The organism is Streptomyces sp. NPDC017676, assembly GCF_044329325.1.
Taxonomy (GTDB): domain Bacteria; phylum Actinomycetota; class Actinomycetes; order Streptomycetales; family Streptomycetaceae; genus Streptomyces.
This window is the reverse complement of the sequence record NZ_JBIRJA010000006.1, coordinates 180,566-198,063: the sequence shown is the minus strand read 5'-3', so window position 1 is coordinate 198,063 and position 17,498 is coordinate 180,566. Positions and strand designations below refer to the sequence as shown.

Sequence of the window (17,498 nt, the reverse complement as noted above, 5' to 3'; positions counted from 1 at the left end):
GCCGGGACCGCTCAGCCCGCGGACGAGTGGGTGCTGGCCCAGCGGTCCGACAGCTTCGGTATGCGGTGGTCCAGCATCTTCGACGGCAGCTCCGAACGGTTGGCCACGTTCAGCTTGCGGTAGACCCGGGTGAGGTGCTGCTCCACCGTGCTGATCGTGACGTGCAGGCGGGCGCTGATCTCCCGGTTGGTGTAGCCGAGCGCGGCCAGCCCGGCGACCCGGCACTCCGCGTCGCTCAGGATGGCGGGGCCGGCGTCGGACTCGGCGCTGTCGGTCCGTACCGGGTCCTCCAGCAGGTGCGCGTCGACCGGCGACTCGATGCGGCAGGCCTCGGCCTCCCGTGCCGCCTGCCGCGCCACCAGCCGGGCCCGGGCGTACTCGCCGAGTTCGTAGTGCGCCGCGGACAGGTCGGCGTACGCCTGGGCCAGCGCGTACCGGTCGCCGCACGCCTTGAGCAGGTCGATCGACTCGCGCAGCAGCGAGGCGCGGCGGTGCGGCTTGCAGGTGGCTGCCAGCAGGCGCAGCGCCATCGCCCGGGCCCTGGAACTGTGCCCACCGGGCAGCCGCAGCTGTTCCTCGGCCCACTCCCGGGCGGTGCGGGCCTTCCCGATCCGCAGGTTGGCCAGGGCCAGGTCGGACCGCCAGGGGATGCCCTTCTGCAGGCTGGGGTTGCCCTCCCGGAGCAGCCGTCCGCAGGTCTCGAAGTCGCCCAGTGCCGCGAAGGGCCTTTCGGTGGCGAGGAAGTGGTGACCGCGGGCACGCAGGTACTGGATGCCGAACACGGTGCGGAACATCGGTTCGGGCACGTCGTGCTTGAGCAGTTCCTCGGCCTCGTCGTAGGAGCCCATGGCGGTGTACGCGGAGATCGCCGTCGACAGCGGGAGGCCGATGAGCACCCCCCAGCTCTCGGCGCGCAGGGTGCCGAGCGCGGCGAGCGCGCCCTGCGACGCGGTGGTCACGTCACCCTGGAGCAGGGCGATCTCCGCCCGGATGCCGCCGAGCAGGGCCCGCCAGGTCGTCGCCCGGCGTTCCACGGCCCGCTCCAGCAGCGCGGCGCAGGCCTCGGCGGCGATCGCGGGCCGGTCCGCGTGGGCGACCGCGAGCAGGGACATGGCGACCAACTCCAGGTTGAGGTGGTCGAGTTGGTGACCCTGGAGGGCCTGGGCGACGGCCGCCGCGGAGTCGTCGGTGGCCTCACCGCCGATGAGCGCGGCCACCCGGGCGGCCAGCCCGCCGGCACCGGCGTGCGCCTGCCGGCGGTGCGGGTCGAGGCCGGCCACGGGGGCGCCCTTGCCGGGGAGCGCCACGCCGTAGAACCACTGCCGCACGAACTCGACCTCGGCGACGATCTGGGCGTCGGCGGGCGACTGCGCGTGGACGAGGGTGGCCACGGCCTGGGCGGCCAGTTCGGTGTCGCCCTGCCACAGCAGGTACCGCAGGACGGTGGCGGCGTCCCGCATGCTCAGTTCGCCGGCGAGCGCGGCCTCGCGCAGCGGTTCCAGGTGGGGGGCGGCCGCCGCCGGGTTGGTGCGCCACTCCGCGCGCGCGAGGGCCACCGACAGCGCGTGGCGTTCCCGTTCGTCGGCGCAGTCGCGCAGGACCAGGCCGAGGTAGTGGGTGCAGCGCTCCACGTCGTCCGCGGCCAGTGCCTGATCCGCGGCGGTGCGCAGGATGCCCGCGCCCCAGCCCGCCGGGACCAACTGCGCGAGATGGAGGTGGCGTGCCACCTCGACGGCCGGGGCGCCGGAACGGTACAGCATGTGGGCGATCCGGCCGTGCAGCCGGGTGCGGGCCACGGCGTCCATGTCCTCCAGCACGGCCGCGGCGGCGGTCGGGTGCCGGAAGGCGTGACCGTCCAGCAGACCCGAGGAGTTGAGGACGTCCACGGCTTCCTGGGTGCCGGCCGGTGTGGTGCCGGCCAGCTCTCCCACGGGGACGGTCCCCGCCAGGGTGCCGAGCGCGGCCACTGCCCGGGCCACCCGGACGTGGCCCGGCTCGCCGCGGTGCAGCAGGGACAGCACCGCCTGGCGGTAGGCGGCGCCGGCGATGGGCGGTCCGATCTCGGGGGCGAAGTGGGTGCTGTCGTCCAGCAGGGCGTGGACGAGGAGCGGGCTGCCGGCGGTGGCCCGGTGGTAGGCGTCGCGGATGTGTGCGGGCAGGGCCCGGCCGGCCTGTGCGGCCAGCAGTTCGCCGACGCTCGCCTCCGACAGGGGAGCGAGGCGTACGCGTCGGTGCGGCTGGCGGAGCAGCTCCGTGTGCGCGGGCGAGCGGGTCTCCCCGAAGTGCCCCGAGGTGGCGCACACCACGAGGACCCGCCGGGAGCGGCTGCGGTGCAGCAGGTGGACGATGGTCTGTAACGAGGCCCGGTCCATGGCGTGGGCGTCGTCCACGGCGATGACCAGGGGCCGGTCGCCACCGGCGAGACGCAGGAGCGTCTCGACCGCCGTCTCGTGCCCGGCGGACGCGCCGACGGGCTCGTGCACGGGGTCCGCGGGCCGGCGGACTTCCGCCGAGGGGTGCGCTGCCGACGCGGCAGGGTGTGACATGGCGCACTCCGCCTCGGCATTGCGGAGCAATTGCCCGGCCAGACTCATCGGCTGATCTCGTTCGGCCGAACCGGCAGTACCGGTCAGTATGTGCGCGCCGGTGCCGTTCAGCGTGGTGAGGAATTCATGCACCAGCTGGGTCTTGCCCGATCCGGGACCACCCGTGATGATCACGAGACGGCCGTGTCCCCGCGCGCTGTCAGTGAACGCCTCACCCAAGGCCTGCAGTTCTCGCGTACGGCCGAAAAGGTGCATCGAGGATCCCCCTAGATTCATTTTTTCGAGCGAGATGGTGCCCCGTTTCCCCCATGACGAGGCGGCGTCGTGCGACGCTGCGTGGAGAGTTTGTAAGGCGACGGCACTGTCGCAAAGGCGGCGCGCCGGGTCGGCTCGTAATCGGTCGGAACGGCCCCTGACCGGCGGCGAAGAGTATCGCATCGATGTACCCGAATGATTTCGGCCAATTTATGGCTGACTTTGGTTCGGATGTCCGCGGCTTTGCTGGTGAAGTACCGAATAAAGATTAGGTGCTCATAGCAGGCAGAAACGCTATCTGTCCAGGCCAACGTTGTCAACTGGCTCCCTTGATGGCCCCCTGCCCTACTGTGTGGATGGTCCACCGAGACGTCCTTTTACAGTCCGTTGATTTACCGGACGGTTAAAGAAAGGGTCCGGACACCGTCAATCGTGACATCGGTCACGGGAAAGCGCTTCCGCTGCCCGTTCGGGCAGGGCCCATTGCCGGGGGAACCTCTGAGCCCTATAGGCCGGGGCCGTATACGAAGCGGGTGTGCGGGTTGCCCGTCCCTCCAGCCTCCCCCTGGTCACGCGCTGTTTCCCCGGCCCGGACCCGCCACGGCGCCCAGCCCGGCCCCCAACACCCTCTGCCTCGGTGCCGGGAAGGTGGAGGAGGCCCGCCGGTCCGGCACCAGGCTGATGGTCGGTGACGTCCGGCTCGACGGCGGCTGCTTCGGAGCCGTCCGCGTCAACACCGGCACCGTCGAGGGATCCCGTCCTCCGCACCCGGGGCACCGGCGTCCGGACCGAACACCCGGGTGACCAACATCTACGTCCAGGGCCCGGCCTGGCTGGACGGCGTACCGGCCTGCGCCGACTGACGTCAGGGGCTCGTGAGGACGACCAGTTGCCGGGTCGCCCGGGTCATCGCGACGTAGTGGTCGACCGCCCCTTCGACGCCTTCGCCGAACCTCTCCGGGTCGACGAGGACGACCAGGTCGAATTCCAGCCCCTTCGACAGCTCCGGCGTCAGGGAACGGACGCGGGCGGTCGGCCGGAACGCGGGATCGCCGATGACACAGGCGGTCCCGTCGGCGTGTGCGGCGAGCCAGGCGTCGAGGACCGAGCGCAACTCCGAGACGGACCCGTGGACGACGGGAACGCCGTTGCTGCGGATGGACGTCGGCACGTTGGCGTCCGGCAGCACCGCCCGGATGACCGGCTCGGCCTCCGTCATGATCTCTTCCGGCGTCCGGTAGTTGACGGTCAGGGACGCCAGGCGGATCCGGTCGAACCCCACCCGGGCGAGCCGCTCCTGCCAGGACTCCGTGAACCCGTGCCGGGCCTGGGCGCGGTCCCCGACGATGGTGAAGCTCCGGGACGGGCAGCGCAGGAGCAGCATCTGCCACTCCGCGTCGGTCAGTTCCTGCGCCTCGTCCACGACGACGTGCGCGAACGGCCCGGCGAGCAGGTCGGGGTCGGCAGCGGGCAGGGCGCTGTCGTCGACCAGGGAGTTCCGCATGTCCTGCCCGTGCAGCATGACCAGCACGCCTTCGCCGTCGTCGTAGGTGTGGGCTTCCAGCAGGTTGTCGACGACCCTGTCCATGCGCTCGCGTTCGGCGGCGAGGGCGGCGGCGTGCCGGCGCTTCTGCCGGGCCGTCTCCGGGTCGCCGAGCCGCTGCCGGGCCGCGTCCAGGAGCGGCAGGTCGGACACCGTCCAGGCCTGGGCCTCCGCGCGCCGCAACAGCCGCACCTCCTCGCGGCTCAGCCACGGGGCGCACATCCGCAGATACGCCGGAACCGTCCACAGGTCTCCGACGAGGTCGGCCGCCTCCAGCAGCGGCCAGGCACGGCCGAAGGCCGTGCGCAGCTCCCTGTTCCGCAGCAGTGACCTGCGCAGCAGTTCGGGCGGGGCGTCACCGTCGTGCTTGTCCACCAGGATGGTGAGCAGTTCCTCCCACACCTGCTCGCGCGCCTCGTTGTGCGGAGTACCGGGTTCCGCCGCGTCGAACGCCACGGCCCAGTCATCGGCGGTCAGCCGGATGCCGGACCAGTGGGTGGTGACCGTCATCCCCTCGGCCGGCGGCTCCTCGTAGAACGCGACGGCCTTCTCGATCGCCTTCACCATGTCCGCGGACGACTTCAGCCGGGCCACCTCCGGATCGGCCTCGGCCACCGCTGCGGCGCCCTCGGCGACCAGGTCCCGCAAGGTGCACGTCTGCACGCCCTCCTCGCCCAGGCTGGGCAGGACGTCGGCGACGTAGGACAGGTACGGCCGGTGCGGACCGACGAACAGGACGCCGCCCCGGCGGTGACCCAGGCGCGGGTCGGAGTGCAGGAGGTAGGCGGAGCGGTGCAGGGCGACCACGGTCTTCCCCGTGCCCGGACCGCCGTCCACGACGAGGGCGCCGCGCGAGCCCGCCCGGATCACCGCGTCCTGGTCGGCCTGGATGGTCCCGAGCACGTCCCGCATCCGCGGCGACCGGCTGCCGCCCAGACTGGCGATGAACGCGGACTGGTCGTCCAGCGCGGCATGCCCGGCCAGCCCGTCCGGGGTGAACACCTCGTCCCAGTAGTCGGTGATCCGGCCATCGGTCCAGCGGTACCTGCGGCGGCTCACCAGACCCATCGGGTGCGCGTGGGTGGCTCCGAAGAACGGCTCGGCCGCGGGGGAGCGCCAGTCGACCAGCAACCGGCGGCCCGCATTGTCGGTGAGCCCGAGCCGGCCGACGTAGACGGGCTCCCGGCCGTCCGCGCCGACCATGCGTCCGAGGCACAGGTCCAGTCCGTAGCGGCGCAGGGCGCGCAGACGGCCGGTCAGCCGGTGGATCTCGGCGTCCCGGTCCATCGCCTGCCGTCCCTTGCCGCCCGGCGCCCTGCGCTCGGCGTCGAGACGGTCGGAGAGCTCGGCGATCGACTCCTCAAGACACTCCGCGATGGCCGCGAAGTGCCGCTCGTCGTCGGCGATCAGCGCCGGGTCGGCCTTGGCGGCGAGGCGGCCGGGGAGGTCGAAGGCGCGGGTGGGCAGGGGAAGTTTCACGTCAGGGGCTCCCTTGTGAGGCCGGTTACGGCCGCGGCAGGCGGCAGGCGGCGCGGCGGTGGGACTGGGGGATGGGCGGACGGGGAGACGGAGAACGGAGAACGGGGGGATGGGCATGACGAACCCGCGGCCACGACGCACGGTGCTCCGTGCCCCCGCGGCAGCTCTCGATCCAGGCCGACGGGCTCAGCCGTGCGCGTCGAGCCGCAGCCGTGCGGCCACCGACACCCCGTCGGTGCGGACGCGGCCGGCCACGGCAGCCGCTCGTACGCGGGTCTCCGGGGCGAGGGCCGTCCCCAGGGCGGCCGGCAGGGAGGCGCACGTCGGCGTGGGACCGTCGTGCGCCGCGTCGATGGCCAACCCGGCCACCCGGCCCGCCCAGCACGGCTGGTCCGCCAGCTGGTCCACGACACCTGGGGCGCACCGGCCGGCGCCGCGGCCGTCGTCGTACCGGCGCCGCCGTGGGGCACGACGGCGGCCACCCGGCCGAACAGCGCCTGGTGGTTCACCTCGCCGGCGACGAAGCAGTCGTCCCGGCCGTCGACCGGGGACAGACCGGCCCACCCCCGGGCCGCCCCCGCGCGCCGCCCCCGCGCGGACCGCCTCGACGGCGACCCGGCCGATGTCAGCCGCCGCGTGCAGGGGCATGCTGCCGAAGCCCACGTACACCGGTGGTGCACCGGCCTCCAGGAACGCCACCAGGTCGGCCGGCAGCGGGCGTCCGTCGGGCAGGACCCACGCACCGGTCTGGACCACTTCGAGGTCCGGGCTCTTGCGCCAGGGGTCCAGCACCGGGTCCGTCGCCAGCCACGGCCGGTCGCCGATGACGTAGTCGCGCACGCTCTCCACCGGCGGCAGCCCGATCGACGCCCGGTTCGTGTTGAGCGCCTCATTGAACAGCGCGTCGGTGCTCCGGGCGTCCAGCTCCCACAGCACCTCGTTGTCGGTCACCTCCGGCGGGAGCGGGCGGCCCGGGTACGCCAGCGGCCGGCGGTGCGGAGCGGGCAGGGTGAGCTGCTGGAAGGTCACGGACACGGAGCGGACGCCGAGCTTCTCCGCCACCGACAGCGCGCCGGCCGCGGCGGGCAGCGCGCCGGTCGCCACCAGCACATCGCAGCCCTGCGCCGCCTCGGTGACCGTATCGAGCTGACCGGCGATCAGCTCGGCCGCGCGCCGGGGCAGGGACGCGGGCGGGGGCGCCGCCCGCGTCAGCGCGCGCGCCGACGGGCCGACCGGGGCCAGCGGGACGCCGACCTCGGCCAGCCGCTGCGCGAAGTCCTCGTCCGGCGGCGCGCACACCCGCACCTGAGTGCCGAGTCCCCGCAACCGCGCCGCGAGCCCCACCAGGGGTTCGACGCCCCCGCGTGACCCATACGTCGACAGAAGTACGCGCACTTCGTGAATCACCTGTTTCCGCAGCTTCCTGGCCTGGGCCGGCAATTCTGCGCCACGACCGGGGCCTTGCCGCAAGCCCCCCGGTGCGCTATAAGTTGAGGGTGGCAAGGAGTGGCTGACTCCTTGCCTTTGTTCTTGCGGCCCCTATGCCGCGGTTCCTGCGGCTGCCCGCGGGCGCCGGTCAGGGCGGGGAGGGGCGCGGAGGTCGGGGCGCAGTGGGGAGCACCCCCCACAGCCGCGCCCGTGCCGGGGCGGCCTCCCTACGATGTCGCCATGACGATCTCCGGACAGGGACAGCCGCTGATACGTGTCCTGCACGACAAGTTCCGATATGACCTGCGGGATCCGACTCGCCCGCGCCCTGTCCGTCTTTACCTGTGGGAGCCGAGCCGCCCGCACGCCGCACCCGCTCCGCTGGTCGTCGTCTCCCACGGCACCGGAGGCTCGGGCGGCGACATGGAATGGCTGGTACGACCGCTGCACGAGGCGGGCTTCCGGGTCGTCGCCCTTGATCACCACGGCAACAACTACGTCGACGGCTACGAGCCGGAGGGCTTTCTGCACGTGTGGGAACGGCCCCGGGACGTCTCCTTCGCCCTCGAAGCACTCGCCCGGGAACAGCTGCTCGGTCCGGTCGGTGTGGCGGGTTTCTCCCTCGGCGGCTACACGGCGGCGGCCCTTGCGGGGGCCCGTATCGATCCGCGGATCGTGTGGGCCGTACTGACGGGAACGGTCCCTCTGCCGGAGATCCCCGAGTTCCCCGGCGCGTTGCAGGCGCTGCGGAAGAAGCATCCGCTGGACGAGTGGTCCCGAGGTGCGCTGGACGCCGCCGCAGCGGACCTCTCGGATCCCCGAGTGCGGGCGGTCTTCCTGGTGGCCCCCGGAGTCGGCGCTCTCGTGACCCCGGAAAGCCTGGCAACCGTGCGGGTGCCCGTGGGCATCCGCTGGGGCGGAGCAGACACGGTCAACCCGTACGACGTCGACACCAGGCCGTACCTGGAGCACATCCCCACTGCGAGTGGCAGCTCGGCCGGCCCCGACGTCCGCCACGACGACTTCTTCGCCCCCGAACCCGCCGACCCGGCTGTCCGCCTCCGAGTCGGCAGGGAGGCGGCCGCCTTCTTCCAGCAGCACCTCGGCTGACACCTGAGCCGGTTACCCCACGTGCCGCCGCCTGCCCAGCGAGGTGCCGGATGCCCCGTGGTGGGTGATCCTGTAGGAATGTGGGGTGAGCGAGGTGCGCGGCTCCGGGAGGCCTACGCCGCCTCCGGTCTTCGTGCCCTGCGCGTGACACTCGTGGCCGCGGCCGGCTTCTACGCCTTCCGCTACGGCTTCGACCGCCCCGTGGCGGCGACCTACGCGCTGTTCACCGTGGTCGCACTCGGCGGACTGGCCAGGATCCCCGGTACCGGGCGGCAGCGCGCGGCCGTGATGACGCGGCTGCTGCCGGTGTGCTGGGTGCTGGTGGCCGCCGGCACCTATCTGTCGGTGCGGACCTGGAGCGCGGTCGTCGGCATGCTGGTGGTCGGCTTCACGCTGGCCTTCGCCGCCGTCGGCGGACCCCGCCCGGCGGGCGCGGCGCCGGGCCTCCAACTCCTCTACATCCTCCCCTCCTTCCCGCCGTACGACCCCGGCTCGCTCGGTGATCGGCTGATCGGTACGACGACGGGGCTGGCCCTCTTCGTCGCGGCCGAGGCCCTGCTCTTCCCGGAGCCCGCCCCGGCGTCGTACCGGGAGCGGGTCGCCCGGGCGGCGGCGGTCGCCGAGCGGTGCGCGGCGAAGCTCGCGGCACACCGGGACACCCTCGCCGGCACCGACATCCTGGCGGCCCAGGACGTGAGCCAGTCGCTGCGGTCGCTCAGCGTGCCCGAGGCGGAGCGGCCGGCGGGGCCCGGGGTGCGCGCCCGTGCCCTCGCCCACACCGGCCTGGCCACCCGTACGCTGCTCGGCAGGCTGGCCGAGCTGCCCGCCCTGCCGCACCACGGCCCGGCACCCGAGGTGACCGCCGTACTGCGGGCGGTGGCGCGCATGGCCACGGCGACCACGAGCTGTCTGCGGGCCGGGACGTCCCCCGCGGCACAGCACAAGGAGCTGACCGCGGCACGCGCCGACCTGTCCGCCGTGTCCGCGGGGCTCCCTGCCACCCCGGCCGACGACTGCCTCCCGCCCGCCGTCCTGCGCTGCCACGCCGCCGTGCTGGAGATCGCCGACGCGGCGCTGGCCATGGGCGCGGCGGCCGATCTGGCGGTGCGGGGCAGGAACGCCTCGGTGGAACTGCAGCCCGGCCGGTTCTGGTACGCCACCACCAGGGCCCCCGTCCTGTGGTGGCACCGGCTGCGCGGCCATGCCGGGCGCCGCTCGGTGTTCTTCCAGAACGCCGTGCGCATCGCCCTGGCCCTGACGGCGGCCCGGCTGGTCGCCGGGGTGGACACCCTGCCGCACGGCTTCTGGGCGATGCTGGCGACCCTCACCCTGACCCGCACCACCATGGGCGAGACCTGGAGCACCATCCGTCTGGCGCTGGCGGGCACGCTGGCCGGGGCCCTGCTGAGCGCCGGTGTCCTGATCTTCGTGGGTTCCGACACCACCGTGTACGCCGTCCTCCTGCCGCTGTGGATGCTGCTCGGCTTCACGGTGGGGCCGGTCAGGGGCGTCGGATGGGCGCAGGGACTGTTCACCGTGCTCGTGGCGCTGGTCTTCGCGCAGCTGGCGCCGCCGACCTGGCGGCTGGCGGAGGTCCGCGTGCTGAACGTGCTCATCGGCAGTGCGATCGGCGCGGTCTTCGGCGTGCTGGCCTGGCCCCGGGGCGGCCACGAGGAACTGCGCCGGACGGCGGCCGATCTGCTGCGCAGGGCCGCGGAGATCGTCGTGGCCACCAGTGCCTCGGTGGCGTGCGGCACGGTGTCGCCCCCGCTGTCCAGGGCGCCCCACCACCGCTGCCTGCAACGTGCCATCGTCCTCGCGGAGTCCGCGTACGCACAGGTGCAGAGCGAGCCGACGCCGCCCTTCGGAGGCAGTGGCCGCCGGGTGCGGCCGCCCGCCGTGGACTGGCAGGCGACGCTGATCGCCGGGCACCACACCCTGTGGGGCTCGGCACGGCTGCTGGAGCCGCCGCTCACCCCGCTGAGCCCGGCGGCGGCCCAGTCGGCCGGCATGCTGGGGGAGCGGGTGGCGGGCCGGATGCTGCTGGTCTCGGCCGCGCTGGACCCGGGGGACGACACCCCCGTCGCGGCGACACCGCTGATCGATCCGACCCTGCCCGGCCTCACCGCCGAGCCGCCCGGCGCCCCCCGCCGGTACTACGCGACCGTGGCATGGCTGGACTCCCTCATGACCGACCTGACACGCATCACGTACGCCGTCCCGTGGCACGCGTCGGCGAGGACGACAGCCGGCACCTCCTGAGCCCGGCCCCTGGTGCAGGGGGATGAGTCGGCCCGCACGCCCCCGGGACCTCACCGGCCGAGGACAGCCCCGCTCACTGACCCACCCGTCCGTCGACGCACTCGCGCAGCAGATCGGCGTGTCCGCAGTGACGGGCGTACTCCTCGATCCTGTGCACCAGCAGCTCGCGCACCGCGATCCTGTCCTTCCCCAGCCGCTCAGCCAGATCCGGGTGCTCGGCCAGCGCCGCGTCGGTCGCGGCCTGCTCGCGCGCCAGATCGGCATACGCGGCGTCGACCACGGCCTGCTCGGCGACCGCCCCGTGGAAGTCCCCGTCCGGCTCGCCGTACAGCTTCGGCAGCGGGTCACCGTCGCTGATCCAGCCGCGCCAGTCCCGCTCCACCTCCGCGAGGTGGCGCAGCAGGCCGAGCAGCGACATGGTCGACGGCGGTACCGACCGGCGGGCCAGCTGCTCGGGGTCCAGGCCCTCGCACTTCATCAGCAGCGTGGTGCGGTACCCCGTCAGGAAGTCCTCCAGCGTCGCCGGCTCGCCCTCCGGACCGGCTCCTTCGCTGTGCCGGGGATCGTCCGCGGGGTCGACCCACATGTCGGGGTGGACGGTTGCCTGGCTCCAGCGTGCGGGTTGCTCAGTCATGCGTGCCATGGTCGTCCGACAGGGCCCGCGTCCGCCGGCGTCGGGTCATGCCTCTCCCGGCGCGCCCGCCGCCTCCCCGGAACCGGCCGGGGAGGCGGCGGGCGCCGGATGCGTCAGGTGGTGCCTTGTGCCGTGACGCAGCCGATGGAACCGGCGGGGACGTTGTTGCCGGTCGACGTGGCGGTGAAGCCGAAGGTGACACTGCCGTCGGCGGGCACGACCCGGTTGTGGTCCACGTTGCGGACCGTGACCGTGCCGTCGGTACCGGTGGACAGCGTGCCGTTCCACAGGCTGCTGATCTTGGTGCCCGCCCCGGGCTGCCAGGCCACGGCCCACCCGTCGAGCGGCGCCGTGCCGTGGTTCATGACCTCGACGGAGGCCTGGAAGCCACCGCTCCAGGAGTTCACCACGGAGTACGCGGCCATGCAGGAACCGGTGTGCGGATCCGTGGGAGTCGGCGTGGGCGTGGGCGTCGGGGTACCGCCGGAGGTGCGGATGCCCGTGACCTCGCCGTGGCCGCCGTCGAAGACGATGTCCGAGCAGGAGAAGAAGTTCTCCTGGCTGTCCGACCGCACCCACTGGATGAACAGCAGGGCGTCACCGGACCGCCCGGAGGGCAGCTTCAGGTCCCAGTAGTAGTGGCCGCCGTCGGTGCCCGGCGACCCTGTCTGCGGCGGATTGGTGACCGTCTGGATCAGATCGAGGTCGGCCCAGCGCAGGGCGGAGGTCGGCGACCAGCCCTGCTTGGTGACGTAGACCCGGAAGTCACCCGGGTGCGCCGCCCAGTTGCTGTACTGCGCCTGGATCGTCGCCCCGCTGGTCAGATGGGTGCGCGGCCAGTCCGAGCGGGCCGCGTTGTAGGCGCGGAAATCGTACGGCGACCGGTCACCCGCACTGCACAGCGTGCCGTCCGGGACATAACCCGCGCCCCGGCCACCGGCGTTGGAGTCGAGCACGGCGAACCAGTTGTACAGCGCCGTCGCACCGCTCTTGGCCAGCGCGTCCCGGCACGCCGGGTTGGTCGGGTCGAGGCCGCCGGTCGTCGTGTGCGCGTCCAGGTAGCACAGGTAGGTGCGGGATCCGGGCAGCATCGCCACCCCGTGCGCCTGGGCGCTGGTCTGCCCCAGGAGGGTGAGGGCGAGTGCCGCCAGCAGCGTCGACAGAGCCGCTGCCACCGACATCAGTCTGTTGCGTCGAGCCACGTTCAGCTCCTTCCGATTCGGATCAGACGGGCGGTAAACCCCGGGCGGGCGCCGTACCGGAGTACGCCGGGACCGCCGGGGCGTGGGTGTGGGTGTGGGGCATGCCGGTGCGGTCGCCGGCGAACGCGTCGCCGGCACCGGTCCCGGCGGCGGGGTGCGCGGTGAGCTGCCCGGCCAGACCCAGTGCCAGGGTGGCGAACATCGCGCCCAGCGAGGCCGCCCGGTGCCGTCGGCGCCCCGGTCTCGGCCGGTGCGCGGGTGTCCGGCGGGTGGGGTGTGTCATGGGTCCTCCTCGTGCGGGGCTGCGGGTGGTACAGGGCAGGGGCGGTGGACGGGCGCCCGCTCAGCTCCCGGCGCAGTGCGGGTCGGGTGTGCCTGCGGTGCCTTCCGCGGTGAAGCCGAACGATGTGGTGGCACCGGGCTGCAGGGAGCCGTTGAAGGCGGCGTTGCGGACGGTGGCCCGGCCGTCGGCCGTGGCCAGGGAGCCGTTCCAGAGGCTGGTGACGCGGGAGCCGCCCAGGTCCCAGTCCACGGACCAGCCCGTCAGCGCGGCGGAGCCGGTGTTCTCGACCGTCACCTCCGCCTGGTGACCGCCTTGCCAGGAGGAGGTGGTGCGGAACCGCGCGGTGCACGCGCCGGGCGCCGGCGGGGACGTGGGGCCGGCACCGGAGTACGTCAGCCCGTACCCGTACGGAAAGAGCGGGTCCTTGCCGTCACCGTCGTTGACCGGTTCCTGCGCGGAGGTCCGCGGCCAGCTCACCGGCAGCTTGCCGGTGGGCGCGTAGTCGCCGAACAGGACGTCGGACACACCGGCCCCCTCCGTGCCGGGCAGCCAGGCGGCCAGCAGCGCCTTCCAGTCGGGCAGCTGGGCGGAGACGTCGAGCGGACGGCCGGAGACGAGGACCACGACGACCGGCACCCCGCTCGCCTTCAGCCGGGCGAGGGTTGCCAGGTCCTCCTGGTCCAGCCCGAGGCCGCCCGGCCGGTCGCCCCGGCCCTCGGCGTACGGGGTCTCGCCGACCACGGCGACCGCGGCGCGGTAAGAGGAGTCGATGCCGTTGCCGTACCGGTCGTAGGTGACCCGGGACGGGTCGGTGACGGCGGCCCGGATGCCCCGCAGGACCGTGGTGCCGTCCGTGACGGGACCACTGCGCCCCTGCCAGCCGACGGTCCAGCCGCCGCTCTGGTTGCCGATGTCGTCGGCGGACCTGCCCGCGACGAACAGCTTGGCCGACTTCGGCAGGGGCAGCACACCGCCCGCGTTCTTCAGCAGCACCTGCGAGGCGCGCACCGCCTGCCGGGCCAGCTCCCGGTGCGCGGCAGAACCGACCGTGGCGGTGTACGAACGGTCGGTGAACGGCCGCTCGAACAGGCCGAGTTGGAACTTCTTGGTCAGGATGCGCCGGTTGGCGTCGTCGATCCGGGACTGCGGGACGCGGCCCGCGGTGACCTCGGCGCGCAGCAGGGTGAGGAACTTCCCGTAGTCATGGGGGACCATCACCATGTCGACGCCCGCGTTGACGGCCGTACTGATCTCGGCGCCGGTGAAGCCGCTCTGCCCGTCGAGCTGGTCGACGGCGGCCCAGTCGGACACCACGAACCCGCCGAAGCCGAGTTCGCCCTTCAGCAGGTCGGTCACCAGGTACTTGTTCGCGTGGGACCTGACCCCGTTCCAGCTGCTGTACGAGAGCATCACCGCGCCCACGCCACGGCGCACCGCCTCCCTGAACGGGGGCAGGTGGACGGCGCGCAGTTCGGCCTCGGACAGCTTGGTGTCGCCCTGGTCCACACCGCCGGCCGTGCCGCCGTCGCCGAGGTAGTGCTTGGCGGTGGCCAGCACGGGCGCCGGCCCGCCGCCCAGGGTCTCGCCCTGCAGCCCGGTGATGAACGTGGTGAGGGAGGCGGGCAGTTCGGGGCTCTCGCCGTACGACTCATAGGTACGGCCCCACCGGTCGTCGCGGGCCACGCACAGGCACGGCGCGAAGTCCCAGTCGATCCCGGTGCCCGACACCTCCTCGGCCACCGCCCGCCCGATCCGCTGGACGAGCGCGGGGTCACGGGTGGCGCCGAGGCCGATGTTGTGCGGGAAGAGCGTGGCCCCGCGCACCGCGTTGTGGCCGTGCACCGCGTCGATGCCGTAGATCATCGGAATGCCGAGCGGAGTCGTCAGGGCCGTGCGCTGGAGCGAGTCGTAGGTGTCCGCCCAGGTCTGGGCGTTGTTGGGGCTGACGGTCGAGTCGCCGCCGGAGAGCACGGAGCCGATGCGGTGGGCGGCGAGGTCGGACTGCGGGACGAGGGCGTCCTTCTCGATCTGCGTCATCTGGCCGAGCTTGTCGTCCAGGGTCATCCGCGCCAGCAGATCGGTGACGCGGTCCGGCACGGGGGAGGACGGGTCCTGGTACGGCAGGACCGCGGCCGGGGAGGCGGCGACGGGCTCCGGTGCGGCCGCGGACGCGGTGAGGGCCAGGACCGCGGCACACACGGCCAGGGCCGTCACCGGGCGGCGGCGGGCGAGCGGGAGGCTCATGCGGGCGGGCCTTTCCTGGAGCGGTCCGGGAGCGGGGCGGCGCTGCGGTGGGGCCGGGGGCGGGGTGGAGCCGGGACCCGCCCGATCGTCGGGTGCGGGACGAGCGGGTCCCGGAGCGGGTGGGTGGGTCACGCGGGCGGTGCGCCGGGTGCGCGGGTCACGCGATGGTGCAGGCGGCCCCGTTCAGGCTGAACCCGGAGGGCTTGGCGAACGTGCCGCCGTAGCTGCCCTGGAACCCGAAGGACACCTGACCGCCGGGCGGGATCTGCGCGTTGTAGGCGAGGGAGCTCGCCGTGACCGCCCCCGAGGACGGCGTCACGCCGGCGCCCCAGGCGCTGGTGATCCGCTGCCCCGCGGGCAGGGTGAAGGCGAGCTGCCAGCCGCTGACGGGGGAGGAGCCGGTGTTGGTGACGGTGACCTCGGCGGTGAAGCCGCCCTGCCAGACGTTGGTCCCGTACGCCACCTTGCAGGCCGCCGGGCTCCCGGGGCCGCCGGGGCCGCCGCTGCCGGTGTCGACGGTGGAGGAGAAAGAGGTCACGGCCAGGCCGGCGCCGTTCTGCCAGGGCTCGAAGCCCGCCTGCACGCTGGTCAGGTACCAGCTGTCCTGCGCGAGCCCGCGGGAGACCGCCTGTCGGACGAAGTCCATGACGTCGAAGCTCCAGCTGGTGATCGCCGACGGCGCGACGAAGGACAGCACGTCGTTGCCGCCGTTGTTGCCGGACCACACCTGCCACTGACGCCCGGCGACGGTCGCGGTGCCGACCTGCGAGCCCACCGGCTGGATGGGGCCCACCTTGTTGAACCACACCATGATCTCGGTCTTGTTGACGCCGTCGGTGCGGGGCGTGGGGTCGAGCCAGATGTCGTACGCGGCGTCGTACACCGCGTTGCTCACATAGCCGTAGGAGATGCTGGTGGGCGCGCGGGAGATGCTGCTGAGCCGGGCCGGAAGGTTCGTCCCGGGCGAGCAGTTGGTGTAGTGACAGCCGTTGTAGACGGACGGGTAGGACTTCGGGGCGCCGTTCGTCGGCACCGAGCCGTCGGCCTGGGTGACGCGGAACCCGGAGTCCGTGACGCCGATGCACTGGGTCTCACCGGTGCCCCAGCGGTTGTTCTGGACGACGTAGCGGTCCTGGATCGTCGTCGAGCCGTACTGTTCGCAGATCGTGGTGTCGGCCTGGGCCGCGGGAGCGACGGTGAGCAGCGCCGCCAGGGCGGCGAGCGCGGTGAGCAGTGCGCCCAGCAGGCCGCGCGCTCCACGGACAGGGTGCTTGTACGGTCGCATGCGGGTCCTCTCCATGACGGTGAGGGGAGTTCGGGAGCGCTCCCGGGCACAGCCGAATGGGAGCGCTCCCATTCCCTCCGTTGGGCAGGGACTGTAGGGAGAGTTCATGTCCCTGACAAGGCTCCGCGCAGGGTGAGTGTCGAAGAAGTCTCGAAATCGCACGTCAAGGCCCCCCTGTTGGGACGGCCCCCAATTTCTGGGAGCGCTCCCGAAGATGCGGTCCCGCAATGCATGGGCCGGACCGCCCCCGGGGTCCGTCGTCACGACATTCAGGCCGGCCCTCTCAGCCCGGGGCGACCCGGTGGATCGCCAGCGCGTCCAAGCGGTGCGTTCTCGTGTCGGAGGGCGCGCACACCAGACGCCCGACTGCGGGGGGAGGGCCGGGCAGCGGGTCCTGGCCGTGCAACGCGGCCTCGACGAACAGGCGCAGCCGTGCGGCACACCTGCGGTAGAACCGCAGTTGGGTGCGGCGGCCGAACAGGCGCCACCCGAGGAGGGTGATCGGGCCCAGAGTCGGGGCGCCCTGCGAATGGCACGTGACCACGAACAGCACCTCACCGGTGTCCTGCCGCTTCACCACCTCGTAGGTGGCCTGGCCGCGTTCCAGGTGGCCCTCCAGGGTCTCGTAGGCCCATCCCCAGACGCGCTCCGTCCCGTCGCGGGTCTCGTCCGCCACCTCGGTGACGCGCACACCGCAGTAGAAGTGGATGCCGTGGAAGCGTGCCTCCAGCAGCATGTCCCGGCCGAGCAGTGGCGCGGCGGGGTCGTAGAGCGCTCGCACGATCTCCGGCGGCGAGAACTCGTAGTCGCGGACCAGACGGCAGGCCTGTTCCCACGGGCCTCCCGGTTCCGGCGGGCCCGGTCGCTCCGTCGGCAGCGCGGTGCGGTGGACGTCGATGTTCCAGGACGGTCGGCGCACCTCGTCGGCCGAGTAGTTCACGCGTGCGTCCGCGAGGTCCCGCCACACCTGTGTGGCGTCGAGCCGTCCGAAGGTCCAGTCACCCAAGGGGCTCACTCGGACCTTCGAGCGAGTCGCCGATCAGCCACAGTGTCGGCGGCCACAGCCCGACGAAGAGTGCGCGCCGCTCGGCGTTCCCCCGCTCCTCCTGGTCGACGGTCTTCGCGCGCACCCACAGCGTCACGCACAGACCGACGGAGGCGAGCGAGACGAGGTGCAGATGAGAACTCCGCACCCCTGCGCGGTGCAGGAGCCGGACCACCATGGGG

10 protein-coding genes and 1 pseudogene are annotated in these 17,498 nt (G+C 73.0%); 2 read left to right on the top strand and 9 right to left on the bottom strand.

Annotation, left to right across the window (positions count from 1 at the left end; translation table 11 throughout):
* Nucleotides 1-11 precede the first annotated feature (11 nt).
* The 3 genes and pseudogenes from ACH4LD_RS15300 to ACH4LD_RS15290 all read right to left on the bottom strand — a co-directional run bounded on the left by ACH4LD_RS15300 (nucleotide 12) and on the right by ACH4LD_RS15290 (nucleotide 7,218).
* Entirely contained in the window at nucleotides 12-2,801 is a 2,790-nt protein-coding gene (locus ACH4LD_RS15300) for an AAA family ATPase (protein ID WP_398055179.1), read from the bottom strand.
* A gap of 865 nt (nucleotides 2,802-3,666) precedes the next feature.
* The gene (gene helR / locus ACH4LD_RS15295; protein WP_398055178.1) at nucleotides 3,667-5,823 is read right to left on the bottom strand and encodes an RNA polymerase recycling motor ATPase HelR; all 2,157 of its coding nucleotides are present in this window, start codon (nucleotides 5,821-5,823) and stop codon (nucleotides 3,667-3,669) included.
* A gap of 186 nt (nucleotides 5,824-6,009) precedes the next feature.
* Nucleotides 6,010-7,218: pseudogene (locus ACH4LD_RS15290) on the bottom strand (nucleotide disphospho-sugar-binding domain-containing protein).
* Between the two features lie 273 nt (nucleotides 7,219-7,491).
* Here ACH4LD_RS15290 and ACH4LD_RS15285 point away from each other — a divergent pair.
* Both ACH4LD_RS15285 and ACH4LD_RS15280 read left to right on the top strand, forming a co-directional pair.
* Nucleotides 7,492-8,361: an alpha/beta hydrolase family protein gene (locus tag ACH4LD_RS15285; protein WP_398055177.1), complete on the top strand. Its 870-nt coding sequence runs from the start codon at nucleotides 7,492-7,494 to the stop codon at nucleotides 8,359-8,361.
* Nucleotides 8,362-8,439: 78 nt separating this feature from the next.
* Nucleotides 8,440-10,623, top strand: coding sequence for an FUSC family protein (locus ACH4LD_RS15280; RefSeq protein ID WP_398055176.1), 2,184 nt, complete (start codon nucleotides 8,440-8,442; stop codon nucleotides 10,621-10,623).
* Between the two features lie 73 nt (nucleotides 10,624-10,696).
* Here the strand turns inward: ACH4LD_RS15280 and ACH4LD_RS15275 are convergent, their stop codons facing one another.
* From ACH4LD_RS15275 to ACH4LD_RS15250, 6 genes are all read right to left on the bottom strand, one after another.
* Entirely contained in the window at nucleotides 10,697-11,257 is a 561-nt protein-coding gene (locus ACH4LD_RS15275) for a DUF664 domain-containing protein (RefSeq protein ID WP_207928293.1), read from the bottom strand.
* Nucleotides 11,258-11,370: 113 nt separating this feature from the next.
* Nucleotides 11,371-12,459 (bottom strand): lytic polysaccharide monooxygenase, encoded by a 1,089-nt coding sequence (locus ACH4LD_RS15270; protein ID WP_398055175.1) that lies wholly within the window; start codon nucleotides 12,457-12,459, stop codon nucleotides 11,371-11,373.
* Nucleotides 12,460-12,802: 343 nt separating this feature from the next.
* The gene (locus ACH4LD_RS15265) at nucleotides 12,803-14,986 is read right to left on the bottom strand and encodes a glycoside hydrolase family 3 N-terminal domain-containing protein (protein ID WP_398055173.1); all 2,184 of its coding nucleotides are present in this window, start codon (nucleotides 14,984-14,986) and stop codon (nucleotides 12,803-12,805) included.
* Nucleotides 14,987-15,143: 157 nt separating this feature from the next.
* A complete protein-coding gene (locus ACH4LD_RS15260) occupies nucleotides 15,144-16,271 on the bottom strand; it encodes a cellulose binding domain-containing protein (RefSeq protein ID WP_398055172.1) in 1,128 nt (375 codons plus the stop codon).
* Between the two features lie 283 nt (nucleotides 16,272-16,554).
* Nucleotides 16,555-17,286 carry a DUF1990 family protein gene (locus tag ACH4LD_RS15255; protein ID WP_398055171.1) on the bottom strand — a complete coding sequence of 244 codons (732 nt, stop codon included), beginning with the start codon at nucleotides 17,284-17,286 and terminating at the stop codon, nucleotides 16,555-16,557.
* On the bottom strand, nucleotides 17,270-17,494 hold the full coding sequence (locus ACH4LD_RS15250; protein ID WP_398055170.1) for a hypothetical protein: 225 nt from the start codon (nucleotides 17,492-17,494) through the stop codon (nucleotides 17,270-17,272). Before ACH4LD_RS15250 ends, ACH4LD_RS15255 begins: the two co-directional genes overlap by 17 nt.
* Nucleotides 17,495-17,498 lie beyond the last annotated feature (4 nt).

Coding starts and splice junctions, on each gene's coding strand:
- ACH4LD_RS15285 (WP_398055177.1), top strand. CDS start 7,492: ATGACGATCTCCGGACAGGGACAGCCGCTGATACGTGTCCTGCACGAC.
- ACH4LD_RS15280 (WP_398055176.1), top strand. CDS start 8,440: ATGTGGGGTGAGCGAGGTGCGCGGCTCCGGGAGGCCTACGCCGCCTCC.
- ACH4LD_RS15250 (WP_398055170.1), bottom strand. CDS start 17,494: ATGGTGGTCCGGCTCCTGCACCGCGCAGGGGTGCGGAGTTCTCATCTG.
- ACH4LD_RS15260 (WP_398055172.1), bottom strand. CDS start 16,271: ATGCGACCGTACAAGCACCCTGTCCGTGGAGCGCGCGGCCTGCTGGGC.
- ACH4LD_RS15265 (WP_398055173.1), bottom strand. CDS start 14,986: ATGAGCCTCCCGCTCGCCCGCCGCCGCCCGGTGACGGCCCTGGCCGTG.
- ACH4LD_RS15300 (WP_398055179.1), bottom strand. CDS start 2,801: ATGCACCTTTTCGGCCGTACGCGAGAACTGCAGGCCTTGGGTGAGGCG.
- ACH4LD_RS15275 (WP_207928293.1), bottom strand. CDS start 11,257: ATGACTGAGCAACCCGCACGCTGGAGCCAGGCAACCGTCCACCCCGAC.